Source organism: Halofilum ochraceum, assembly GCF_001614315.2.
GTDB lineage: Bacteria > Pseudomonadota > Gammaproteobacteria > XJ16 > Halofilaceae > Halofilum > Halofilum ochraceum.
Genome location: NZ_LVEG02000024.1, coordinates 1 through 23,456 on the forward strand (window position 1 = coordinate 1; position 23,456 = coordinate 23,456).

Here is a 23,456-nt window from a genome sequence, read left to right on the forward strand (position 1 = left end):
GCGAGCCGGCACACGTCCCGCGGGCGGTGCGGGCAGCGCTCGCACCGCCCGGGGGGGTTCTGCCGGCAAAGTCCCGTTCGTCCGTACCACGAGCGGGCTGTGTATCCGAACGCCGGCTGTCTCCCTTCGACCGCAAGCCGCCTGCCGGGGGGCGGTCGAAGCGCGTAGGCCGGCTTTTGCCGACAGGCAACAGCCGGCATGATCGGGCACAAGCTGTCTCGATTCCCTGACCGCCGCCACACCCCGGCACGACGCGATTCTGCGTCGGCCCCGGCATAGTTCATAATCACAGGCGGGGAATCGACATCGCCCCGCGTCCGGGGTATCGCCAGCGTGGCGTTGTCGGCGCTCAATATTGTTCCCGCCTGGCCCGCGCCGGGCCGGGGCACCGCACACCCAGGGAGGCGAATGCCCGCCACTGCCGCAGCAAGGAAAGAGGCGTGATTCAGCGCGTGATCCCATGGCGGCGCATGTTGCCGTTCATGCGCTGGTGGCCGCGGGTGGACAAGGCCACCGCGCGGGCTGATGCCTGGTCCGGCCTCACCAACGCCGTGGTCGTGCTGCCCCAGGGTGTCGCTTTCGCGCTGCTCGCCGGCCTGCCACCCGAGTACGGGCTCTATACCGCGATCGTGCCCGCGATCATCGCCGCGCTGTTCGGTTCCTCCTGGCACCTGATTTCCGGGCCGACGCTGGCCCTGTCGATCATGGTCTTCTCGACCCTGGCGCCGCTTGCCACGCCCGGCAGCGAGATGTACATCTCGCTCGCACTGACGCTCACGCTGCTGGCCGGGCTATACCAGCTCGGCTTCGGCCTCGCGCGCCTCGGGACCCTAGTCAACTTCGTCTCGCCGGCGGTGATCACCGGCTTTACCGCCGCCGCCGCGATCCTCGTGGTGACCAGTCAGCTGCGCCACGTCCTTGGGCTGGAGATCCCCCGCGGCGGCAGTTTCCTTGAGGTGTGGTATTACGCCCTGACCCACCTGGGGGCCGTACAGCCGCGGGTGCTCGCGATCGCGGCGACCAGTTTCGTCGTGGCCATCGGGATCCGCATGGTGCGCCCGAAATGGCCGTACCTCCTGCTGGCGATGCTCGCTGGCGGCCTCGCCGGGTACGGGCTCAACGCGGCCGAACACGGTGTCGCGGTCGTCGGCAGTCTGCCGAGTGGCGTGCCCCAGCTCAGCCTGCCGACGCTCGACTTCGCGATCCTGCGTGATCTGGCCGCCCCGGCGCTCGCCGTCGCCCTGCTCGGCCTGATCGAGGCCGTGTCGATCGGCCGCGCGATCGCCCTGCGTTCGCAGCAGCGGATCGATGGCAACCAGGAGTTCATCGGCCAGGGGCTGTCGAACATCGTCGGCGCATTCGCCTCGTGTTACGCCAGTTCGGGCTCGTTCACACGCTCCGGCATCAACTACGAGGCGGGCGCGCGCACGCCGCTGTCGGCCCTGTTCTCGGCCGCCTTCCTGATGCTGATCCTGTTCGGCGTGGGTTCGTTGGCCGCGTATCTTCCGACCGCGGCGATGGGCGGCATGATCCTGCTGGTCGCATGGAACCTGATCGATCGCAAATATATCCGCGAGATCTGGCGCTCCAGCTATCAGGATACGACCGTGTTGCTGGTCACGTTCTTCACGGCTTTGCTGGTCGATCTCGCGTTCGCGGTGTTGGCCGGTGTGCTGCTGTCACTGGTGCTGTTCCTGAACCGTGCGGCCAACCCCTCCGTGTTCAGCCTCGCGCCCGATCCGAACAATCCGAAACGGCGTTTCGCCAATCTGCGTCGGAAGCACCTGACCGAGTGCCCGCAGCTCAAGATCGTGCGGATCGACGGTCATCTGTTCTTCGGGTCCGTGCAGCCGATCTCGGAGACACTCGGGCGGCTGTCGGAAGGGTCCGACGCGCGCAAGCATATCCTGATCGTCTGCAGCAACATCAGTTATATCGACAGCGCCGGCGCGCAGATGCTCGTCGCCGAGGCCCGGCGGCTGGAACGCATGGGGGGCGGGTTGTATCTGTGCGACGTGCGCCTGGAGCAGATGGCGTTCCTGCGCCGCAGCGGTTACGCCCAGGCCTTCGGCCGTGACCACATCTTCTCGCGCAAGGAAAACGCCATCGCCGGCATCTTCGAGCGTCTCGAACGCGAGATCTGCGAACGCTGCACCGCCAGGATCTTCAACGAATGCCAGCGCGTGCCGCGGCGCACCGACAACATCGTGCCGATCGAGACCTGATCGTTGCCGACAGGTTTCGCGGGTACGATCGCGAGCAAGCTCGCTCCTACATGAATCCTGCCACCCGGCGGCTGGTTTTACCTGTAGGAGCGAGCTTGCTCGCGATGATTGCGCCGAGGGCATATCGATGCAGACATGACCGGCACAATAGCCGGCTACCCCGCTCCCTCAATCCCGCCGCAGACGCTCCGTAACCGCCACCGGCGTCGGATACCGCAGCACGATCCAGTACGACGAACCGATGAACGTCATGATCGTCGCCGCCTGGATGGTGTAACTCGCCGATGCGGAGATCAGCTCGTTCTCGAAACTCGCGATCGCGACCAGCAGTGAGAACTCCGAGATCTGTCCCAGCCGCACGCCGATCTGGCGGGAGAGATCGTGCGCCTCTTTCTGGCGCTCCAGCACCCGGTCGAACACCCACGGTTTGATCGCGAGCGCCGCCACCGCCAGGGTCAGCGCCGGCCAGAAAACGTCCGGCAGGACGGCGAGGTCGAAGCTCGCACCGAGGGCGAAAAAGAACATGATCAGGAAGAAATCGCGCAGCGGTTTCAGGCTCTCCGCGATGAAACGCGCGACCGGATTGGTCGCCAGCGACACCCCCGCGACGAAGGCACCGATCTCGTACGACAGGCCGAGCGAGTAACCGAGTTCCGCCAGCCCGAGACACCAGCCGATCGCCAGCAGGAAGATGTACTCGCGAATGGCATCGAAGCGGTGGAACAGATGCGTGATCACGTAACGCGAAAACAGGAACGCGAACACGACGAACAGCGGTGCCGCCCCCAGACTGATCAGCAGATCCTGCCCCGGCGTGTCACCGCCGCCCGATCCCTGGATGAGCAGCAGAATGGCAATGGCGATCACATCCTGCAGCAGCAGGATCGATACGATGATCTCGCCCATGCGCTGATGGTGCAGCGCCGAGGTCGGCAGAAGCTTCAGGCCGATGATGGTCGACGAAAACATCATCGCCGCCCCGATCAGCACCGCCTCCAGCACACCGAAGCCGAACAGCGCACCGATCGCGGCACCGACCACCCAGAACGCGCCACAGGTGATCACCGTAACGACGGTCACCTCACGCAGCAGGCGCTTGAGCTCCTGGGGCTCCAGGTTCAGGCCCAGCAGGAACAGCAGGAAGATGATCCCCACCTCCGCCATGCCGCGGATGATCGCTGGATCCGCCGCCAGCCCCAGACCGATGCCCAGTTCGCCCAGCACCGGCCCCGTCAGTAGACCCAGCGCGATATACGCCACCGGCAAGGCCTGGCGCGCATACAGCGCGACCGTGGCGAGGATGGCCGCGCCGGTGAAGATGATGAAAATGGCGTGAACGATGGCTTCGGCGTGCATCCTGCAACTCCGGCGGCGGATGCGCATTATCGCACGCCGGGCCAGTGATCTGGCTGGAGTCAGGAGCGTTTCCACTGGAGACGTGGCTGATCGCGAGCTTGCTCGCGATGTGCGGCCCGTTCGATTGAAGGGCCGACTACAGCGGAGACGGCCACGCACGCCGGCAACCGGTTCGTGGGCGCGTCCGTCCGTCCGCACGCTCTCGCTACGGTGCCCGCCGCCTTATTCGCTGGCTGCCGATGTGCCGGCATCGCCGGGCATGAATTCGCGGTGCAGGAATTCGCGCGCGATATCGGCGGCGCGGTGAACGTGATCGCGGGACGCGATACTCGCGGCCTCGGCGTCACCGGCGGCGATCGCCTGCTGGATGCGGCGCATCTCCGGTATGGCCGCACGGCGGCGGTTCTCGGAGGAGATGGTCATGCCGCGCAGGTGGTTGATGCGGGCGTTGAGGGAGCGAACGATCTCCCAGGCCACCAGCTTGCCGCTGCACTGGAAGAGTTCATCGTAGAAGGCGGTGGTCGCCTCCAGAATCGCGGGCGGATCGCCGCCGTCGAAGGCCTGGTCGATCGCGTCGATGGCGCGGTCGAGGCGCTCGGCCGCGGCGGCGTCGGCCTGTTCGGCGCAGGCGGCCGCGGCCATCGGCTCCAGCAGGGCGCGGATCTCGTAGATCTGCTCGACCTTGGCCGGATCGAAGCGCGCGACCACCGGGCCCTGATGGGGAATGGTCTCGACCAGACCCTCGGCCTCCAGGTGGCGCAGGACCTCGCGCACGACGCTGCGGCTGACGCCGAGCCGGTCGCAGAGTTCGCGTTCCGTCAGGCGGTCCCCGGGGCGGAAACGGAAGCGGAGGATCGCGTCCCGCATTTTCTCCAGCGCGAGTTGCCGCAGCGTCTTCGCCGTGCGCTGGATGCGCATGGAATCGCCATCTCCCGGTTCCGCCATCGATCGATACTCCCTCGCTGAGCCCTGTCGCCCTGCGCGTATTGAATGCGTCATCGCAGGTTGCCGCAAGCCTGGCCGATTAGCTGCTTGTACGACGATGACTTGACAGGCCGTATGCTGGTATACAATCTTACCAACATATTGCCCGGGCGGCGAAGAGGCCGATTCGGGGCGGGACATGCGCCGCGCAGGCGCCGTAACGAAGGGAGCGGCAATGGAGCCGAGAATCCGCAAGACCGTGAGCTGGACCGAGGAACAGCGCATCGAGGGCGGGCGTGAGGCCAAGCCGCCGCTGCGTCTGCTGGCCGCGGCCGCCGTGCTGGACAACCCCTGGGCGGGGCGCGGCTTCGTCGAGGACCTGAAGCCCGAGATTCACGCCTTCGCGCCGATTCTGGGCCAGCTCCTGACGGACGAGATCCTGCGCATGGCCGGTTCGGGCGATGCCGTCGAGGCCTATGGCAAGGCGGCCGTCGTCGGCACCTCTGGCGAGATCGAACACGGATCGGGGCTGGTCCACACCCTGCGTTTCGGCAATATCTACCGCAATGCGGTCGGCGCCGAGAGCTTCCTCAGCTTCACCAATACCCGCGGCGGACCCGACGCGCCGATCAGCATCCCGCTGATGCACAAGCACGACGCGGGCATGCGCTCGCATTACCTGACGATCCAGTTCTCGATCAGCGACGCGCCGACGCCGGACGAAATCATCGTGGCGCTCGGCGCCTCGGTGGGCGGGCGTCCGCATCACCGGATCGGCGACCGCTACCAGGACATGAAGGAACTCGGTGGTGCCGGCGAATAACGTCGACACGGCGGCGGCCGAGGCGTTCCGCGCCGCGGACGGTACCGCGTGGATCGAGGCCGGCAGCGGCGAGCCGCTGGTACTGGTCCACGGCGTCGGCATGAACCGCGCCGTCTGGGCGCCGCAGATCGCGTATTTCGCCGAGCGGGGCTGGCGCGTGATCGCCTACGACATGCTGGGCCATGGCGATAGCCCGCTGCCGCCGGAGCAGACCGGGCTCGCCGACCTGCGCCGGCAACTGGGCGAACTGCTCGATGAACTGGGGATCGAGCGTGCGCACCTGGCCGGCCACTCGATGGGTTCGCTGGTCGCGATCGATTTCGCGCTCCATGCGCCCGAACGGGTGGTCGACGTGGTCGCGCTGAATGCCGTCTACGAGCGCAGCCCCGCGCAGCGCTCCGCGGTCCAGGACCGCGCCCGGCGGTTGGCCGAGGGCAACGGCGAGGCCACCCTGGAGGAAACGCTCGACCGCTGGTTCGGCCCGGAACAGCGGGCGCGGCAGCCCGATTGCATCGCCGCCGTGCGCCAGTTGCTGGACGCCGTCGACCCGGCGGGCTACGCCCGTGTCTACGGCTGCTTCGCCTGCGCGGACGACGCCTTCAGTGGGCGGTTGCCGGAACTCGCGGTGCCGGCGCTGTTCATGACCGGGGAGCACGATCCGAACTCGACCCCCGAAATGTCCAGCCGCATGGCCACGGAGAGTCCGCTGGGCGAGTTCGCGGTCGTGCCCGGCGCGCGCCACATGATGGCCTACGTCGAACCCGACAGCGTGAACCCGCTGATCGAACGTTTTCTTCGCCAGGCCACGGGTGGCCGGGGCGCCGATGCGGAGGCCCAATCGTCATGACGAGCGCACAAGCACAGCCGGAGCCGACACCCATGTCCGAACAGGCCATCGACCCGCGCGAACTGCGCAAGGCGCTGGGTACCTTCATGACCGGCGTCACCGTGATAACCACGGTCGACGGCGAGGATCGCCCGCGCGGCTTTACCGCCAACTCGTTCACGTCGGTCTCGCTGGAGCCGCCGCTGGTGCTGGTGTGCATCGACCACAACGCGCTCAGTTACCCGGTGTACGCCGAGACCGAGCACTTCGCGGTCAACGTGCTGGCTGAAGAGCAGCGTGAGGTCTCGGGGATTTTCGCCGGCAAGGCGGCGGACAAGTTCTCCTACGTGAGCTGGCATCGCGGCATGACCGGCAGCCCGGTGATCGACGGCAGCCTCTCCTGGGTCGACTGCCGCGTGCACAAGCGCGTCGAGGCCGGCGATCACCTGATCCTGATCGGTGAGGTACAGGATTTCCATTACACGCCCGCGAATCCGCTCGGTTATTTCCGCGGCGCGTATCTCACGTCCGGCCTGGAACAGGATGCCATCCCGTCGCCCGGCCAGAAGACCTGCGTGGGCGGCATCCTCGAGAGCGATGGCAACGTGCTGCTGATCGAGGACGACCAGGGCAACCTCTCACTGCCCGTCGGCTCCCGGCTCGGTCCGGCGAGCGATCCGAAGAGCCTGCTCGGCCGGCTGCAGAAGCTGCAGGTCGATGCCGAGATCGGCTTCCTGTTCGCCGTGTTCGAGCACGATCAAAGCGGATCGTTGAACGTCTACTACCGCGGCCAGATCCGCCGCGCACCGGGCGAGGGCGCCGGCGCGCGCATGATCCCGCTCGACGAGATCCCGTGGGAGCGCCTCCCCGACAGCGCGCTGCGCTCGATGCTCGGCCGTTACGTGAACGAGCGCGTCGAAGACCGCTTCGGGGTGTACGTCGGCGACTTCGAGGCGGGCCAGGTTCATCCACTGGGGTCGCGGTCATGAGTGCGCTCGGTCTCCCCGAGCCCGTAGGCCGGCTTGCGACCGAAGGGAGCCAGCCGGCGGACAAGGTACACGCTCTGTACAAGAGCATGCCGGCTGTTGCCTGTCGGCAAAAGCCGGCCTACCCGGGTTGCCGTTATCGCCGGACCGAAACGACCGAAACAAGACAGGGGTACATGACGTGAAATTCTCATTACTGGTCAACATGGAGCGCTTCAGCAAGGACATCTCCCATCGGCAACTGCTCGAGGAGATGACCGAACTGGTGCAGATCGCCGACCGGGGTGGCTTCGAGACGGCCTGGTTCGGTGAGCATCACACGATCGAGTTCACCATCTCGCCGAATCCGCTGGAGCTGATCGCGTACATGGCGCCGCAGACGAACCGGATCCGCCTCGGCACCGCGATCGTCACCGCGCCGTACTGGAACCCTATCCGGCTCGCCGGCGAGGCCGCCATGGCCGATGTCATGACCAACGGCCGGCTGGAGCTTGGCATCGCGCGCGGCGCCTATCAGTACGAATTCGACCGCATGCTGAACATCTCGCAGCACGAAGGCGCCAAGTACATGAACGAGCTCGTGCCCGCCATCCAGGGTCTCTGGAAGGGCGACTACGAGCACCACGGCGAGTGCTACGACTTCGCCTCGGCGACCTCGGTGCCGAGGCCCATGCAGCAGCCGCACCCGCCGCTGTGGATCGCGGCGCGCGGTCAGCCCACGCATGAATTCGCCGTCGCGAACGGCTGCAACGTCATGGGCACGCCGCTCTCGAAGCCGGACGAGGAAGTCGAGGACCTCGGCAAGAAGTTCGACGCGGCCTGCGCGGCCAATCCCGATGTGCCGCGCCCGCGGCTGATGATCGCCCGCCAGACGGCCGTACTCGACAACCCCGACGACTGGCGTCGTCCGGTCGATGCCTATATCCGCTTCGGTCGCCACTTCGAGAACCTGTTCAAGAACATCGGCGAGGTGCGCGACGGCTTCCCGGAAGCGGTGCCGTACGAGGATGTCGCCAATCGCGACGAGTACGACCCGGAGACGATCCGCCGCAACCAGATGATCGGCACGCCCGACGAGATCATCCCGCGCATCCAGCGCTATGCCGACTGGGGCGTGGATCAGTACTGCTTCCACATCGACGGCGGCATGCCGCACGCCGAGAAGAAGCGCTCGCTCGAGCTGTTCATCGACGAGGTGATGCCGGCTTTCGCCGATGCACGCCCGGCCGCCGCCGGGCAGCAGGGGGGCTGAGATGGCACTGACCCGATTCCAGCAATACATCGACGGCCGCTTCGAAGACGGCCAGCGCACGTTCGAGAGCATCGACCCGGCGACCGAGGTCGCCTGGGCGGAGATGCCGGCCGCCAACGCCGATGATGTCGACCGCGCGGTCAAGGCGGCCGAGCGCACACTCTCGGACGGCGAATGGGCCGGCCTGACCGCCACGCAGCGCGGCAAGCTGCTGTACCGGCTCGGCGATCTGCTGGAAGACAACGCGCAGCGCCTCGGCGAGATCGAGACGCGTGATACCGGTAAGATCATCCGCGAGACGGCCGGCCAGATCCGCTACATGGCGCAGTACTACCGCTACTTCGCCGGCCTCGCGGACAAACTCGAAGGGCGCCACCTGCCAATCGACAAGCCGGACATGGACGTTACGCTCCAGCGCGTGCCGATCGGCGTGGTCGCCGCCGTCGTGCCCTGGAACTCCCAGTTCATGCTCTCCGCCGTGAAACTCGGCCCGGCACTCGCCGCGGGCTGCCCGGTCGTGCTCAAGGCCTCCGAGGACGGCCCCGCGCCGCTGCTCGAATTCGCGCGCCTGGTGCACGAGGCCGGTTTCCCGCCAGGCGTGGTCAACATCATCACGGGCTTCGGCGAGGACTGCGGCAAACCGCTGACCAGCCACCCGCGGGTTTCTCGCGTTGCCTTCACCGGCGGTCCGGACACCGCCCGACACATCGTGCGCAACACCGCCGAGAACCTGGCGCACACGACGCTCGAACTCGGCGGCAAATCGCCGGTGGTGGTATTCGACGACGTCGACCTCGACAGCGCCACCAACGCCATCGTCGCCGGCATCTTCGCCGCCTCCGGGCAGAGCTGCGTGGCCGGTTCGCGTCTCGTCGTGCACCGCTCGATCAAGGACGCGCTGGTTGAACGCCTCGCCGCGAAGGCCCGCGAGATCCGCATCGGTGACCCCGGTGATATGGAAACCGAGATGGGGCCGCTGGCGACGGCAGGCCAGCGCGAGCACATCGAGAACGTGCTCGAGCGCAGCACCAAAGCCGGCGCGAAGATCGTCTGCGGCGGCAAGCGTCCGGACGGCGTCGAGCGCGGCTTCTACTTCGAACCGACCATCGTCGACTGCGATGGCGCCACCTCACCGAGCGCGGTCGAAGAACTGTTCGGCCCGGTCCTGAGCGTCCTTTCGTTCGACGACGAGGACGAGGCCGTGGCGATCGCCAACGACACGGATTACGGCCTCGCCTCCGGCGTGTTCACGCGCGACCTCGCGCGCTCGCACCGGATGGTGAAGCGCATCAACGCGGGCATCGTCTGGGTCAATACCTATCGCGCCGTCTCGCCGATGGCGCCGTTCGGTGGCCATGGTCTCAGCGGCCTCGGTCGCGAGGGCGGCGCCGAGACGGTCCTCGAATACACCCGTACCAAGGCGGTGTGGGTCCGCACATCGGATGACCCGATTCCGGACCCGTTCGTAATGCGGTAAGGCCGTATGGAACCGTCACGCCGGGTGCGCCCGGTCACGACGCCCGTTTCGCTCAAGCGTGTCGCGGCGAAGCGGGACTGCAACCCAAGAAGACGCGCGGTTGGGAGACAACCATGATTGCAAAACGTAACCACAAACACGCGCTGCTGGGCGCGTTCGGCATGACCCTGGCGCTGGGAACGATGGCACCGGCGGCAAGCGCCGCGGATGCGATCACCTTCGTAAGCTGGGGCGGTACCACCCAGGAGGCGCAGAAGAACGCCTGGGCGGAGCCGTTCACCGAAGAGACCGGGATCCGCGTGATCCAGGACGGCCCGACCAACTACGGCAAGCTCAAGTCGATGGTCGATTCCGGCAACGTCAACTGGGACGTGGTCGACGTCGAGGGCGAGTTCGCCCTGCGCGCCGCGAAACAGGGTCTGCTGGAGCCGCTCGACTACGATGTCATCGACAAGGAACCGCTCGACAAGCGTTTCGTCAGTGAGCACGGCGTCGGCTCGTTCTTCTTCTCGTTCGTCCTCGCCTGGAACACCAACACCTACAGCGACGGCGGTCCGCAGAACTGGGAGGACTTCTTCAACGTCGAGGAATACCCGGGCAAGCGCATGGTCTACAAGTGGCCGACCGCGGGCGTCCTCGAGATGGCGCTGCTGGCCGACGGCGTGGAACCCGACAACCTGTATCCGCTCGACGTCGACCGCGCGATCGACAAACTCGAAACCATCGAGGATCACCTGGCGTTCTGGGGCTCGGGTGCCGAGTCGCAGCAGGCGCTGGCCTCGGGTGAGGTCGCCATGTGCTTCTGCTGGAACGGCCGCGTGTTCGAGCTGCTCCAGGATGAAGCGCCGGTCGATTACACCTGGAACGACAACCTGACCCACGCGGACTTCCTCGTCGTGCCGAAGGGCACCGAGAACCGCGAGGAAGCGATGAAGTTCATCGCGCATGCCGTCAGTGCCGAGGGCCAGGCCGACTTCGCCAACCGTTCGGCGTATACGCCGATCAACAAGAAGTCGGACCCGATGGTCGACAGTGAGATCCGGCCGCACCTGTCCACGGCGCATCCGGATGAGCAGGTGTCGATGAGTCTCGAGTACTGGGCCGAGGAAGGCCCGGCGATCTCCGAGAAGTGGAACGAGTTCGTCCTGCAGTGAGCAAGGCGGAAGCGACAATGGCGGAACCACGGGGGGAGCGCCCTGGCCAGTCCGGCCAGGGCGCCGCCCGGCGGACCGCACCGGCGAAAGCCGGCCCGAGCGCGAGCCGCTGGCGCTCGCTCGGGCCGGCCGTGCCGGGCCTGCTGTTCCTCGCGATCGTGTTCCTCCTGCCGGTGTTCGGCGTATTTCTGCGGGGCGTGACGGATCCCGTCTTCGGCCTGCAGAACTACGCCGAGCTGCTCGGCAGCGGCACGTTCTACGACATCCTCGGCAACACGTTCCTCGTCGCCATCCTGGTGACGATCTTCAGCATCCTGCTCGGCTTCCCGGTGGCCTGGCTGATCACCATCGCACCCGGGCGCATCGCGAAGCTCGTGCTCGCGGTGGTACTGCTGTCGATGTGGACGAGTCTGCTGGCGCGTACCTACGCGTGGCTGGTGTTGCTGCAGAACAGCGGCATCATCAACAAGATGCTGGTCGGTTCCGGGCTGATCGATCAGCCGATCGCGCTGGTGAACAACCTCACCGGCATCGTCATCGGCATGACCTACATCATGATCCCGTTCATCGTGCTGCCGCTGCAGACGAGCATGGCGGCGATCGACAAGACCGTACTGCAGGCGGCCTCCGTCTGCGGTGCACGCGCACCGGTCGTGTTCACCCGGGTATTCCTGCCGCTGGTTACACCGGGGCTGACCGCGGGCGGCACGATGGTGTTCGTCATGTCGCTCGGCTATTACGTGACGCCCGCGCTGCTGGGCAGCACCAAGAACATGATGCTGGCCGAGTACATCGTCCAGCAGGTACTGAACTACCTCGAGTGGGGCATCGGCGGTGCCGCCGCGGTGATCCTGCTGGTGATCACGCTGGCGATCTATCTGCCGGTACTCGGCTTCCAGCGCAACACGGCGAGCACCTGAGGAGCGAACGCGATGCTGCTCGATCTCAAGGCGATGGGCCGTTTCCGCTACGTCCTCTACGGGTCGAACATCCTCGTGGGGTTGTTCCTGCTGCTGCCGATCGTATTCATCATCCTGCTGTCGTTCGGCTCGTCGCCTTGGCTCGCGTTCCCGCCGCCGGACTGGACGCTGCGCTGGTACGAAAAACTGTTCAGCGAGCCCACGTGGTTCACCGCCATCATGAACAGTTTCAAGATCGGCATCGCCGTGACGGTCATGTCCGTGCTGCTCGGCGTACCCGCCTCGTTCGCGGTTGTCCGCGGCCGCTTCCCGGGGCGCGACGCGCTGGCCGCGCTGTCCACCACGCCGCTGATCGTGCCGCTGATCATCATCGGCATCGGCCTCTACGGCGCGTCACTGCGCTACGGGCTGTCGGGCACCTTCACGGCCTTCGCGCTCAGCCACCTGGTGCTGGCGCTGCCGTTCTCGGTGATCTGCACGACCAACGCGCTGCGCTCGTTCGACGAGAACATCGAGAAGGCGGCCATCGTCTGCGGCGCCACCCGCGCGCAGGCACTGTGGCGCGTCACGCTGCCCGCGATCATGCCGGGCATCGGCGCCGGCGCGCTGTTCTCGTTCCTGATCTCGTGGGACGAAGTCGTCCTCGCGATCTTCATGTCGAGCCCGAGCCTGCAGACGCTGCCGGTCAAGATGTGGTCGGCGCTGCGCCTTGATCTCAGTCCCGTCATCGCGGCCGCCGCCGCGCTCATGGTCGCGCTGACGCTGGTGTTGCTGCTGGCGGCGGCAATGATCCAGTGGTTCCGGCGCCCGCCGGTCACGAACGCGGACCAGTAACCCGGAGAAGTTCGAATGAGTGAAGCGGTCCAACGCGAACCCGAACCCGCCCACGCGATGCTCGAACTCGAGGGCGTCTCGCGCCACTTCGGGGATTTCGTCGCCGTCGCCGAGACCGATCTGCAGATCGCACACGGCGAGTTCCTCACGCTGCTCGGGCCGAGCGGCTCCGGCAAGTCGACGACGCTCTACATGATCGCCGGTTTCGACTCCCCGACCTCGGGCGACATCCGCATCGACGGCAACTCGGTACTCGGCCTCACACCGAACCGGCGCAACGTCGGCATGGTGTTCCAGCGCTACTCGCTGTTCCCGCACATGACCGTGCGCGAGAACGTCGGTTTCCCGCTCTCGGTCCGCAAGTACCCGAAGAGCGACATCCAGGACCGCGTGAACCGCACCCTGAAACTCGTGCAGCTCGAAGAGTTCGCGCACCGCAAGCCGTCCGAACTCTCCGGCGGCCAGCAGCAGCGCGTGGCGCTCGCGCGCGCCCTGAGTTACGAGCCCCGACTGCTGCTCATGGACGAACCGCTGTCCGCGCTCGACCGCAAACTGCGCGAAGACCTGCAGCAGGAGATCCGCTCACTGCACGACCGCATCGACACCACCATCGTCTACGTCACCCACGACCAGGAAGAGGCCCTGCGCCTCAGCGATCGCATCGCCGTGTTCAACCACGGCCACATCGTCCAGATCGGCACCGGCGAGGACCTCTACCACCGCCCGCAGGACAGCTTCGTGGCCTCGTTCATCGGCGCGTCCACCTTCCTCGTGGCGCCCGTACAGGGACTCGAACAGGACGTCGCGGTCCTCGCGGTCGATGGCGTCGACAACGGCATCCGCGTACCGCGCCCCGACGGTGTCCAGGTCAACGACAAGGTCCTGATGATGGTCCGCCCCGAACGCGTACGCCTGTGCCCGGAAGCACCCGAGGATGGCAGCAACGCCATGCGGGCCCAGATCCGCGAAGCCGTGTTCCTCGGCGACAACGTCACCTACGTCGTGGAGACTGAAGGGGGCATCGAAGTCCGCGTGAAGTCGGTCGACCACATCGACAGCAGCGAACGCTTCCGCGAAGGCGCCGAATGCTGGATCGCCTGGGACGTCCACGACACCCACGTCTTCCGCGACTGGGACCCCGAAGACATCGAACGCCAACTCGCCTGACCCGATTCCGGGAACGCCGCGCGCGCCGGTCACCGCCAACGTAGGCCGGCCTTGCGCGGTCCCCGATGCCCAAAACCGTCCCCGGCATCCCACCGCGCAATGCCGGCATTCCCCGGCGAGCCCCCGGTGCAAGCCCCAAACGGCCCAGGCACTCGCAGAACCCGCCCCCTGTAGGAGCGAGCTCGGTCGCGATCGTGCCCGCACAACCCACCGGCGTCGCCCGCGCCGCTACATGCCACCGGCGCATCGTCGACCGGCCCCATCGCACCGGCCAAATGCGCGCGTTCGCCTTCGGCGAAACGCGCCTAAGATTCTGCGGCCTGCCGCCTGCCGCCTTCTACGCCACCCGCTCCCGCCGCAACGCCAGCCACGAATGCCCCACCAGCGTCCCGATCACGATCCCGCCACCGATCAACGTCGCCCCGGTCGGCTCCTCACCCAGCACCAGCCACACCCAGAACGACCCGAAGATCGCCTCCAGCACCAGAAACAGCGACACCTCCGCCGAGGGCAGATGGCGCGTTGCCTCGGTCATCAACACCAGCGCCAGCGGCATCTGGATCAACCCCATCACGCCGACCACAACAAGCGTCTGGCCCGACAGCTCAAATGGAGCCGCGAACGGAATCGAGGCGAGGCACGCGAACAGCCCGCCGCCACTGACCAGCGCCAGCCGGCTCACCTGCGGGGCCCGCCGCAGCTGCGTGAAATTGACGGCGACGATCAGCGCACACAGCAGGGCCACCGCATCACCAACCCAGTTCCCGAGCGAGACCGAACCGCCGAACACCAGCACGATCCCGGCGATACACAGCGCCATCGCCACCCAGGTCCGCATTCGGACCCATTCGCCCAGGAAGATGCCCGACAGCACCGCGGCGAACAGCGGTGCCGCCGTCAGGATCACGACCACGTTCGCGGCGAGCGTATGCATCACCGCCACGACGAACAGCATCTGGGTCATCCCCATGGTCACCGTCATCGTCCAGGCGGGGCGGCCACCCTCGCGCAGGGCGTTCCAGGTCCAGCGCCCGCGCAGCAGCCGCAGCATGAAAGTCAGCGAGATCGCGATGAACAGCCCGCGCAGAAAAACGATATCCCCGGACGAGGCCTCCGCTAGCCGCACCAGCAAAGCATCGAAACTGACGACGAGCACACCCGTAGCCGCCAGCAGCGTCCCCCGGCGATGGTCGGTTGCATAAACGGCCTGAACCACAGCGATCTCCCCTCAAATCCGTGCCCACCGACCACCGCCGGCGCGAACCAACGCGGCATGATAAGCGCCCACACCCACCCCGAGCGAATCAGCTCAAGAAACCGCACCCAGGATCACGCCAACGCCCGTCTCCCAACCCGTAGGCGCGTTTTCGCCAAAGGCGAACGCGCGCACCCCCCAAAAAAAGCCGCCCGCACCGCCCCACGTAGGCCCGCCTTGCCCGGTGCCGCCCCACACGCCCGAAACCCCGCACCGCACACCCGGCACCGGGCAATGCCGGCAAACCCACGCTGGACACCCGTCGCGTTGTATCCGACAACAATCCTTGGCCCTTGGCCCTTGGCCCTTGGCCCTGCCGCCTCGCGGATCGAACCCACGACGAAAGCCCCCAACAAGTGCATCATTGGCGGCCTACACGCGCACCCACCACCGCGCGCCATAACGCTGATAGACTCGAACATCGCCCCGGAGGCACCCGCATGAAGAACGACCAGGCGACGCCGAAGCCCATCCGGCTGGCTGATTACACGCCGCCGGCGTACCGCATCGAGACCGTCGATCTGCGCTTCGACCTGGATCCGGCCACCACCCGCGTCACCAACACCATGCGCGTCCGCCGCAACGCCGCGGAACCGGGCGATCCGCTGATCCTCAACGGCGAACACCTCGACCTGATCTCGGTCACCCTCGACGGCCACGAACTCGGCGCGGGCGCGTACCGCACGGACGACGGCAAGCTCACCGTCCCGGAAGTCCCCGAGACGTTCGAACTCACCGTCGTCACCGAGACCCATCCGAAGGACAACACCGCCCTCGAAGGCCTCTACCAGTCCAGCGGCAACTTCTGCACCCAGTGCGAAGCCGAGGGTTTCCGGCGGATCACCTACTTCCTCGACCGCCCCGACGTCATGGCGACCTACAGCACCACCATCGTCGCCGACAAAACCGACTACCCGGTCCTGCTCTCCAACGGCAACCCGGTCGACGCCGGCGAGCTCGACGACGGCCGCCACTGGGCCCGCTGGGAAGACCCGTTCCCGAAACCGTGCTACCTGTTCGCCCTCGTCGCCGGCGACCTCGCCTGCCATCAGGACGCGTTCACCACCCAGAGCGGCCGCGAGGTCACGCTGCGCATCTACACCGAGCCGCACAACGTCGGCCGGACCGACCACGCCATGGCGTCGCTCAAGAAAGCGATGCGCTGGGACGAAGAGACCTTCGGCCTCGAATACGACCTCGACCTGTTTCAGATCGTCTCCGTCGACGACTTCAACATGGGCGCGATGGAGAACAAGGGCCTCAACGTCTTCAACTCCAAGCTCGTGCTGGCCAACCCGGACACCGCCACCGACGCCGACTTCCAGGCGATCGAGGCCGTCATCGCCCACGAGTACTTCCACAACTGGACCGGCAACCGCATCACCTGCCGCGACTGGTTCCAGCTGAGCCTCAAGGAAGGCCTCACCGTCTTCCGCGACCAGCAGTTCTCCGCGGACATGGGCTCCGCCCCGGTCAAGCGCATCGCGGACGCGCGCCTGCTGCGCACCCAGCAGTTCCCCGAGGACAACGGCCCCATGGCCCATCCGGTACGCCCGGACTCCTACATCAAGATCGACAACTTCTACACGCTGACGGTCTACGAGAAGGGCGCCGAGGTCATCCGCATGATGCACACGCTGCTCGGCGCGGACGGCTTCCGCAAAGGCATGGACCTCTACTTCCAGCGCCACGACGGCCAGGCCGTCACCTGCGACGACTTCGCCGCCTGCATGGCCGACGCCAACGGCCGCGACCTCACGCAGTTCAAGCGCTGGTACAGCCAGGCCGGCACGCCGCACCTGAAAGTCGAAGAGGCCTACGACGACGAGGCCAACGAGTTCTACCTCACCGTGCGCCAGCACACCCCGGCGACGCAGGATCAGGAACACAAGGAGCCGGTGGTCATCCCGCTGCGCATGGGCCTCATCGGCCGCGACGGCGAGCCCGTGCGCGTGAACCTCTCGCACCGCGAGACCAGCGAGCACGACTGCGTGCTGGAGATCACCGAGGAAGAACAGACCGTCGTCTTCGAGGGCGTCCCCGAACGCCCGGTCGCCTCACTTCTCCGCGGCTTCTCCGCCCCCGTCATCCTCGAACGCGACCTCGACGACGACACGCTGCGCTTCCAGATGAAGCACGACACGGATGCCTTCAACCGCTGGGACGCCGGCCAGACCCTGTTCCGCCGCCGCGTCATCGCGGCCATGGCCGACCTCGACAACGGTCTCGACCCGAAACTCCCGGAGAAGGACGCCGAGGCCTACCGCGAAGTCCTCAACAGCGAGACCCTCGACGACGCCCTCAAGGCCGAGGCCCTCACGCTCCCGAGCGCTGAGGCCATCGGCGAGGACCTGGAGACCATCGATCCCGACCAATTGGTCCAGGCCCGCGACGCTCTCGTAAAGCAGCTCGCCGAGGCCCTCGAACCGGATCTCAAGCGCGCCTACGGCCTGCGCGCCAACGACACCGAATACACGCTCGACGCCGCGGCCATCGGCCGCCGCCGCCTCAAGAACCTGTGCCTCGCCTACCTCGGCTGGCTCGAGCGCAACGAATACATCCAGCTCGCCATCGACCAGATCAACGTCGAGCGCAACATGACCGACGTCATCGCCGGCCTGCGCGTTCTGAGCCACCTCGATATCCCCGAGCGCGACCAGGAACTCAACGACTTCTATGAGAAGTGGAAGAACGACCCGCTGGTCACGGACAAGTGGCTCGCCCTGCAGGCCACGGCCAAACGCGAGAACGTCATCGAGGACGTGAAGGCGCTAATGGAGCATCCCGCGTTCAACCGCAGGAACCCCAACCGCATCCGCTCACTGATCGGGGCGTTCGCGATGGGGAATTTCGAGGGGTTCCAACGCGCGGACGGTGAGGGCTACAGGTTGCTGGCGGATTTCGTGATCGAACTGGACCCCGTCAATCCGCAGATTGCGAGTAGTCTGGTGCGGGCGTTGATTCGGTGGCGGCGGTTTGATGATGCCAGGCAGGACATTCTCAAGCAGGAATTGCAGCGTGTAATGTCAACGGCGTCCTGTTCCGAGAATACATATGAAGTGGTGTCGCGCGCGCTCGGTTGAGAATGAGTGCGTTTCCGCTGAGCATCACGGGGTACCAGCGGGGCGCCCGTCTTTCGTCTCGGGACGGACCACCAGTCCCGGACGCGTGATAGACGGACATTCGCCGTTTATCACGCAGAAGGCTGAGGTGTTGACCGCGCTGAGATGCCCACATTCGCTGTCCGCAGTTGAAAAGCGGTGCGACACGTAGCCTCATGATAGGCCGTGATGCGCTGTGTTTCATTACGAACAATCGCTTGCTAGTACCTGTTGAATATAAGGACTACGGAGTCGTGGACGAACGATTACTGAATATTGCGGGAAGCATAAGCAGCATCGTGAGCGTTTTGCTAACGCTGCTCGTTGGTGTGGGCGTTTACCGGCTCGTGTGGGATATCTCTAAGCATCGGGACAATAAACATGTGAAGGGGCGGCTTCGGGAGACGGTACGGACGCTGGGTGGCCGCAAGCCTTTAACAGCCGACGCGTCGGAAAACTTGAAAGACGTTCTTCAGCTCGTGCGCAATGAGTATGTCTCGTGGTGGAAAATTCGGCGAAAGAAACGGGTTCGCGAAGTCGAAAACGAATTACCGTTATCAGAGGAGAACAGATTACGTGCGTACTCAAGGCTGACCCTCCTGCAAAATTCCATACTATCGTCGAAGGACCTCTACGATGAATAAGTACGAGAAATTTGTTTCTGATCTAACTAGTCGAACGGAATCCGGAGAGGCGTCTTGGGAGCTCGCCGACCGAGATGAAATTAAGGGAGTGTTTCGGGACGAGTCCTTTGTTTTCAGGCAGTACAGGTGCGATTGGTCGCCGAAACCTGGAACAACAATATTTTTTGTGGAAAAGCAAGTACCGAATTACATTGAGGACCACAATATTACAGTAAAGGAAGCGGAGTATGAGTTAAGCGTATTGGAGGATGGCGGTAAACCAATATTCTTGATAGATCGAACCTACGTCTCCTTTCGGAATCTTTACGATCTCAACTCGGTAATTGAGCAAAAAACAAGAGAAGCAAGTGATTTTTTCTCAGAATACGAGGATTAGCAACGAAATCCAACAATGCGCTGCAGCCGACACAGCAAAGCTGCGCAGCTGAGCTTTATCGTTAGGCGGGACCAGAAGTATGACTCAGGTGTTTCGCGAAGGCGTGGCGGCGACGGACCCCGCCTATATCAATCTGAGGGACTCGGATAGCGATCCCGCCCGCGCGGCGCGGGAGCTGACTGAGAGTTTGTGGCTCCGCTATTCGCCGTACGCTGACGATCATTTCCTCGACTGTATTCCGCATGAGTTTGATGAACGCTTTTGGGAGATGTACCTCACGTGTTCGCTACTGGAGTTGGGTTTCGATGTACACTGTCCAAAGCCAGGACCCGACATCTTAATAGAAGCCGATGGTGGGCGGGTTTGGATAGAAGCGGTAACTCCAACATCGGGGGCATTGGGCCATCCTGACGCGATTCCAGAGCCTCAATTCGGTAAAGCAGGACGGGTCCCGGAGGAGCAAATACTGCTACGGATGCGGTCCGCAATCCAGGGAAAGTACGAGACAAAGTACCGGGAGTATCGAGATAAGGGGGTAATTGGGCCAGATGACTCGTATGTGGTGGCGGTAAACGGGTGCCAACTGCATCACGCGATTGCGGATGACTATCCTCCGTGGATTGCAAAAGCGGTTTTTCCGATTGGCGGACTCCAGGTTGCGCTCGATCGCGAGTCCTTAGAAGTGGCGGAGACGTCATACCAGTACCGGGGCGTTGTAGAGAAATGCTCTGGCTCTTCGGTGAGTACCGACATTTTCCTCGATCAAGACTATCGGGATCTTAGTGGCGTTTTGTATTCGAAGGTTGATGCGGGGAACCCGACGGCACGGATGGGCGACGACTTCATCTTGGTTCACAATCCCCTCGCTAATATGCCGCTGGACGCCGGCTTGCTCGGGTGCGGGAAAGAGCTAGCGGTTCGCGTGGAGGGCGATCATGGAGTCATTGAAGATACCGACTGGAATTCGCGAGCCTAACGTGGCACTCAAGCTGACTGGGCTCCGCGGCGCTCCGCCAAGCAGCTTAGTTTTTCGTTAGGCTGGTCGGAATGAGGGCACGATGACGTCACGCCCATTTCCACCTCCAAGGTTGGCCGACCTCAGTGCACCTAGCGCGAGCAATTTCCTCGCGCTTGCGAGGTCGCTCGATGAGCGCCCGTGCACCCTAGTTGCGGGCGCGGGCGTGCCGGCCTCCGCAGGACTCCCTACTTGGCGTGGACTTCTCAAGAATATCGCGAAGATCTATTTCACTCATTGGAAGTTCGCCCAGCGAAACTCCGGGAACCCCGTTGGTGCTCCTATAGACCTGTCAATCGCTTTCTGGGAGGACTTCATGTGGCCACCCGAAGCGGAGGCGCTAGCCGACGAGCTTGTTACGCTTAACGATCCACTGACAGTTGCCCAGATGATCATCGCTCGCGTCGCGGAGAGCAATCGCCAGTACTTGGTCCGCAAAGCGCTCTACGGCAGCGCATCCGATCACCGACCATCTGCATTGATGGCTGGTCTAGCCGACCTGACCGCACATCAGAGGGTGATGGCGGTCCTTTGCTACAACTACGACGACTTACTTGAGCGAGCTCTGCAGAGTCGCTCGGTACAGGTTGCCCCGATCTGGGAGACGTCGATGGTGGCAGCGAGCGAGTCCGTTCCGATCTTCTATCCACACGGATACCTAAAGGAAGCCGGGGGACCACTGGTACCCATTGTCCTTACTGAAGAGGATTACAATGCATACGCAACAGACGGTTATGGCTGGCGGAACCTTGTTCAGCTTCGGCAGTTCTCGACTTCGAGCTGCCTTTTTGTTGGATGCTCACTTACCGATCCGCAGGTGAGACGACTCCTATGGGTGGCAAAGAGGGGCGGAGCCGATGACCACTACGCCTTCCTTCCTAGCTACGCATCGGAGTCTGAGAACCAGTCGATGATCGAAAAGCTTATTGACTCGCAGCTACATGAACTGGGTGTCCGGGTGATTCGCTATCCTGTGGGGCCAAAGACGGCCGACCCCCACGGTCGCCTCGTCAGTCTGGTGACGGAACTCATCGCATCGTCGGCCGACTTTGATCATGTGTGGAGATAGGAACGACGCGCGGCTGCCTAACAAGTAGCTCAACTTCGTTGCGCGCTTCGCGCTCCACCGGACGCGGCAAAGCCGTGCCGCTTAGCTCAAACGTTAGCGAGGAGATTCCATGGAGCTGCGCTTCATTCCGGCAGCCTATTCAGAGGCCCTGACGGGGTACGGGCTCGAAGCGATTCCGGAATTCCACCTGAATGAACTCCTCGCGGAGCTTCGTGACTCCGCCGAGGAGCTCAGTCTCGAAGAGGTCAACTACGGGCCGGGGGCGGACTGGATATGGATATACGCAGTTCTAGTTGGCATCACTAATCTGGTCGCGCTCGGTGGCACAATCAACAGTGGAATCGAGGGGTGGGCGAGTCTTGCCCGGAAAATCCGGGCCTTCCGTTCGCGATGCAGCCATATTGCGTTGGACTCCGAAGCAGTCTCCGCGCTGTGCATCGGAGAGATCATTGATCGCTGGAATAGCGTCAGTGAAATACAGTTTGTCATATCGCACGATGTAGACCGCCCGAGTGGTATAGGGATACAAACCAAGGAACCGGTGAGCGCGTTCCTTCAGAAGGGCGAGGTTTACTACATCCGCGGCTATCAGGTAAACCGGAGTGGATTCGTGCTTTTCGGCTGCACGTCCTCAGGGCACTTGGAAACGCTGAAAGAATTTCGTGAGTAGATTAGTGTCATGGATTCGGTGCATTGCGCTAACGAAGCAATTCAGCCAACCTCCTGCGTCGGCGGCTGATTGCGCACGTTATGTCGTGTAGATCGTGTCTCCAAGGCTAAGTAGTGATCTATTTCTTCTGCGCCCTTTGAAAAGGGATATGAGCGATGACGTTTGAACGCAGTTATATCTTTCTAGACACAAGTGTTTACGTCCAAGAATCATATCGCTTCAGCGGCACATCGCTAGGGAAGTTGGCCGGCATGAGCAGTGACGACGAGTTAAGGCTAATAGTTCCCGAAATAATCCAGAAGGAAGTCACATATAAGCTTCGAGAGACTGCGGAAGAGCACGCTGCAAAGATTCAGACTGCACTAGACAGCAACATCATAGGCTTGATTGGCGAAAAAGATAAGAAGATGGCTGGGCTCGACTTTCAAATAGACCAAGAAATGCTGGTTGCAAGGATTGTGGAGACGTGGGAGAGATTTTGCACGCGATGCAATGCCGAAGCGATCCCTCTCGCCAGCGTAAACCTCCAGGGCGTGGTGGCATCATACTTCGATGCTAAACCGCCTTTTGGGAAAGGGCGAAAGAGAAATGAATTCCCCGATGCATTTGCTGTCGCGTCTATGGTCAGTTTTGCGGAGAACAATCCCCGCCGCCCGATTTACGTGGTTTCCAGAGACAACGGGATGTTGGAAGCATTTCGCAACGACTCTCGATTCAGGTGCCATAAGGAACTGTCTGAAGTACTTGATGAATACAATCGACACACTGAAGCACTCTCTCCCGCTGCGCACGCCCTTATGGAGAAAAATGTTGACTGGATAACCGAGGTGATCGGCGATGAACTTCATGCGAACCCGAGCTTGTATGCATCAGAGTACAGGGATGGCCGAGTAAGTGTTCAAGACATATCTGTAGATGTGTATGAGATGAATTTAGTGGAAATTGGGCTCGACCGGGCAGTCTTTGATGTTGGGCTGGATTATCGCGTATATGCGGAAGTCATAGATATGGTGCGTGTTGGATACGATGATTACGATTGGGACGTAATTCCCCGTAATTTTGACGGAAGAATGACTGTGTATGTGGAAGTCCGAGCGAACAGTGATTTTAGTGAGTTGAATGAGATCGCTAGTATTGAGTTCTAGCTGAGATCAATGGAAGTACATAACCAGTACAGGCACGGCGACGCCCACTACATTGCGCCTACGACTCCATTTCATGGTCGCGCATGCTGTAAGCGTTATACGAACGAGCGTTCATGGGGATATTTGGGGTCAGAGCAAAAACTCGGTCGGCGACGACCGGCAAGAGGTGAATTGTGACTCTTCCGCTAAATTCATCACCTCAGGTTACGCGTGAGTGTAGCAGAATAGCTGTGGCCT

Annotated in this window: 20 protein-coding genes; 17 read left to right on the top strand and 3 right to left on the bottom strand. The window is 63.6% G+C overall.

The genetic code is table 11. The features are described 5' to 3' along the window. Positions 1 to 440 precede the first annotated feature (440 nt). Positions 441 to 2,225 (top strand): SulP family inorganic anion transporter, encoded by a 1,785-nt coding sequence (locus tag A0W70_RS15935; RefSeq protein WP_245675912.1) that lies wholly within the window; start codon positions 441 to 443, stop codon positions 2,223 to 2,225. Between the two features lie 168 nt (positions 2,226 to 2,393). Here the strand turns inward: A0W70_RS15935 and A0W70_RS15940 are convergent, their stop codons facing one another. Beyond that, a complete protein-coding gene (locus A0W70_RS15940) occupies positions 2,394 to 3,581 on the bottom strand; it encodes a cation:proton antiporter (RefSeq protein ID WP_067564195.1) in 1,188 nt (395 codons plus the stop codon). A 222-nt stretch (positions 3,582 to 3,803) separates the two neighbouring features. Continuing rightward, positions 3,804 to 4,526 carry a GntR family transcriptional regulator gene (locus A0W70_RS15945; RefSeq protein ID WP_067564200.1) on the bottom strand — a complete coding sequence of 241 codons (723 nt, stop codon included), beginning with the start codon at positions 4,524 to 4,526 and terminating at the stop codon, positions 3,804 to 3,806. Positions 4,527 to 4,740: 214 nt separating this feature from the next. Between A0W70_RS15945 and A0W70_RS15950 the strand changes: the two genes are divergently transcribed. From A0W70_RS15950 to A0W70_RS15990, 9 genes are all read left to right on the top strand, one after another. Next, complete coding sequence (locus A0W70_RS15950) at positions 4,741 to 5,328, top strand: amino acid synthesis family protein (RefSeq protein ID WP_067564203.1); 588 nt, start codon at positions 4,741 to 4,743, stop codon at positions 5,326 to 5,328. Beyond that, positions 5,315 to 6,175: an alpha/beta fold hydrolase gene (locus A0W70_RS17035; RefSeq protein ID WP_067564206.1), complete on the top strand. Its 861-nt coding sequence runs from the start codon at positions 5,315 to 5,317 to the stop codon at positions 6,173 to 6,175. Before A0W70_RS15950 ends, A0W70_RS17035 begins: the two co-directional genes overlap by 14 nt. 32 nt (positions 6,176 to 6,207) lie before the next feature. After that, positions 6,208 to 7,143: a flavin reductase family protein gene (locus tag A0W70_RS17040; RefSeq protein ID WP_067564209.1), complete on the top strand. Its 936-nt coding sequence runs from the start codon at positions 6,208 to 6,210 to the stop codon at positions 7,141 to 7,143. Positions 7,144 to 7,321: 178 nt separating this feature from the next. Continuing rightward, entirely contained in the window at positions 7,322 to 8,392 is a 1,071-nt protein-coding gene (locus A0W70_RS15965) for an LLM class flavin-dependent oxidoreductase (protein WP_067564214.1), read from the top strand. Position 8,393: 1 nt separating this feature from the next. After that, entirely contained in the window at positions 8,394 to 9,869 is a 1,476-nt protein-coding gene (locus tag A0W70_RS15970; RefSeq protein ID WP_139150915.1) for an aldehyde dehydrogenase, read from the top strand. A gap of 113 nt (positions 9,870 to 9,982) precedes the next feature. Further along, positions 9,983 to 11,023, top strand: coding sequence for an ABC transporter substrate-binding protein (locus A0W70_RS15975; RefSeq protein ID WP_067564217.1), 1,041 nt, complete (start codon positions 9,983 to 9,985; stop codon positions 11,021 to 11,023). Between the two features lie 17 nt (positions 11,024 to 11,040). Continuing rightward, complete coding sequence (locus tag A0W70_RS15980) at positions 11,041 to 11,943, top strand: ABC transporter permease (protein ID WP_067564221.1); 903 nt, start codon at positions 11,041 to 11,043, stop codon at positions 11,941 to 11,943. 12 nt (positions 11,944 to 11,955) lie between these two features. Then, positions 11,956 to 12,777: an ABC transporter permease gene (locus A0W70_RS15985; RefSeq protein WP_067564225.1), complete on the top strand. Its 822-nt coding sequence runs from the start codon at positions 11,956 to 11,958 to the stop codon at positions 12,775 to 12,777. Positions 12,778 to 12,792: 15 nt separating this feature from the next. Continuing rightward, positions 12,793 to 13,944, top strand: coding sequence for an ABC transporter ATP-binding protein (locus A0W70_RS15990; RefSeq protein ID WP_070990103.1), 1,152 nt, complete (start codon positions 12,793 to 12,795; stop codon positions 13,942 to 13,944). Between the two features lie 337 nt (positions 13,945 to 14,281). Here the strand turns inward: A0W70_RS15990 and A0W70_RS15995 are convergent, their stop codons facing one another. After that, a complete protein-coding gene (locus tag A0W70_RS15995) occupies positions 14,282 to 15,160 on the bottom strand; it encodes a DMT family transporter (protein ID WP_067564230.1) in 879 nt (292 codons plus the stop codon). Positions 15,161 to 15,639: 479 nt separating this feature from the next. Here A0W70_RS15995 and pepN point away from each other — a divergent pair, with 479 nt between their 5' ends. From pepN to A0W70_RS16020, 7 genes are all read left to right on the top strand, one after another. Next, a complete protein-coding gene (pepN, locus tag A0W70_RS16000) occupies positions 15,640 to 18,282 on the top strand; it encodes an aminopeptidase N (RefSeq protein ID WP_067564234.1) in 2,643 nt (880 codons plus the stop codon). A 272-nt stretch (positions 18,283 to 18,554) separates the two neighbouring features. Next, a complete protein-coding gene (locus A0W70_RS16880) occupies positions 18,555 to 18,944 on the top strand; it encodes a hypothetical protein (protein ID WP_139150916.1) in 390 nt (129 codons plus the stop codon). Beyond that, entirely contained in the window at positions 18,937 to 19,320 is a 384-nt protein-coding gene (locus A0W70_RS16885; protein ID WP_139150917.1) for a hypothetical protein, read from the top strand. The genes A0W70_RS16880 and A0W70_RS16885 overlap by 8 nt, the downstream gene beginning before the upstream one ends. A 79-nt stretch (positions 19,321 to 19,399) precedes the next feature. Further along, positions 19,400 to 20,296, top strand: coding sequence for a hypothetical protein (locus tag A0W70_RS16005; protein ID WP_067564239.1), 897 nt, complete (start codon positions 19,400 to 19,402; stop codon positions 20,294 to 20,296). A gap of 355 nt (positions 20,297 to 20,651) precedes the next feature. Then, positions 20,652 to 21,404: an SIR2 family NAD-dependent protein deacylase gene (locus A0W70_RS16010; protein ID WP_067564243.1), complete on the top strand. Its 753-nt coding sequence runs from the start codon at positions 20,652 to 20,654 to the stop codon at positions 21,402 to 21,404. A gap of 109 nt (positions 21,405 to 21,513) precedes the next feature. Next, positions 21,514 to 22,074, top strand: a complete 561-nt coding sequence (locus tag A0W70_RS16015; protein WP_067564247.1) for a hypothetical protein — start codon at positions 21,514 to 21,516, stop codon at positions 22,072 to 22,074. A gap of 155 nt (positions 22,075 to 22,229) precedes the next feature. Beyond that, positions 22,230 to 23,219, top strand: coding sequence for a PIN domain-containing protein (locus A0W70_RS16020; protein ID WP_067564249.1), 990 nt, complete (start codon positions 22,230 to 22,232; stop codon positions 23,217 to 23,219). Positions 23,220 to 23,456: the final 237 nt, after the last annotated feature.

Bases quoted from the DNA above. Each gene is read 5' to 3' on its own strand.
- A0W70_RS15940 (WP_067564195.1), bottom strand. From the start codon at position 3,581: ATGCACGCCGAAGCCATCGTTCACGCCATTTTCATCATCTTCACCGGC.
- A0W70_RS15945 (WP_067564200.1), bottom strand. From the start codon at position 4,526: ATGGCGGAACCGGGAGATGGCGATTCCATGCGCATCCAGCGCACGGCG.
- A0W70_RS15950 (WP_067564203.1), top strand. From the start codon at position 4,741: ATGGAGCCGAGAATCCGCAAGACCGTGAGCTGGACCGAGGAACAGCGC.
- A0W70_RS17040 (WP_067564209.1), top strand. From the start codon at position 6,208: ATGTCCGAACAGGCCATCGACCCGCGCGAACTGCGCAAGGCGCTGGGT.
- A0W70_RS15970 (WP_139150915.1), top strand. From the start codon at position 8,394: ATGGCACTGACCCGATTCCAGCAATACATCGACGGCCGCTTCGAAGAC.
- A0W70_RS15975 (WP_067564217.1), top strand. From the start codon at position 9,983: ATGATTGCAAAACGTAACCACAAACACGCGCTGCTGGGCGCGTTCGGC.
- A0W70_RS15980 (WP_067564221.1), top strand. From the start codon at position 11,041: ATGGCGGAACCACGGGGGGAGCGCCCTGGCCAGTCCGGCCAGGGCGCC.
- A0W70_RS15985 (WP_067564225.1), top strand. From the start codon at position 11,956: ATGCTGCTCGATCTCAAGGCGATGGGCCGTTTCCGCTACGTCCTCTAC.
- A0W70_RS15990 (WP_070990103.1), top strand. From the start codon at position 12,793: ATGAGTGAAGCGGTCCAACGCGAACCCGAACCCGCCCACGCGATGCTC.
- pepN (WP_067564234.1), top strand. From the start codon at position 15,640: ATGAAGAACGACCAGGCGACGCCGAAGCCCATCCGGCTGGCTGATTAC.
- A0W70_RS16885 (WP_139150917.1), top strand. From the start codon at position 18,937: ATGAATAAGTACGAGAAATTTGTTTCTGATCTAACTAGTCGAACGGAA.
- A0W70_RS16005 (WP_067564239.1), top strand. From the start codon at position 19,400: ATGACTCAGGTGTTTCGCGAAGGCGTGGCGGCGACGGACCCCGCCTAT.
- A0W70_RS16010 (WP_067564243.1), top strand. From the start codon at position 20,652: ATGTGGCCACCCGAAGCGGAGGCGCTAGCCGACGAGCTTGTTACGCTT.
- A0W70_RS16015 (WP_067564247.1), top strand. From the start codon at position 21,514: ATGGAGCTGCGCTTCATTCCGGCAGCCTATTCAGAGGCCCTGACGGGG.
- A0W70_RS16020 (WP_067564249.1), top strand. From the start codon at position 22,230: ATGACGTTTGAACGCAGTTATATCTTTCTAGACACAAGTGTTTACGTC.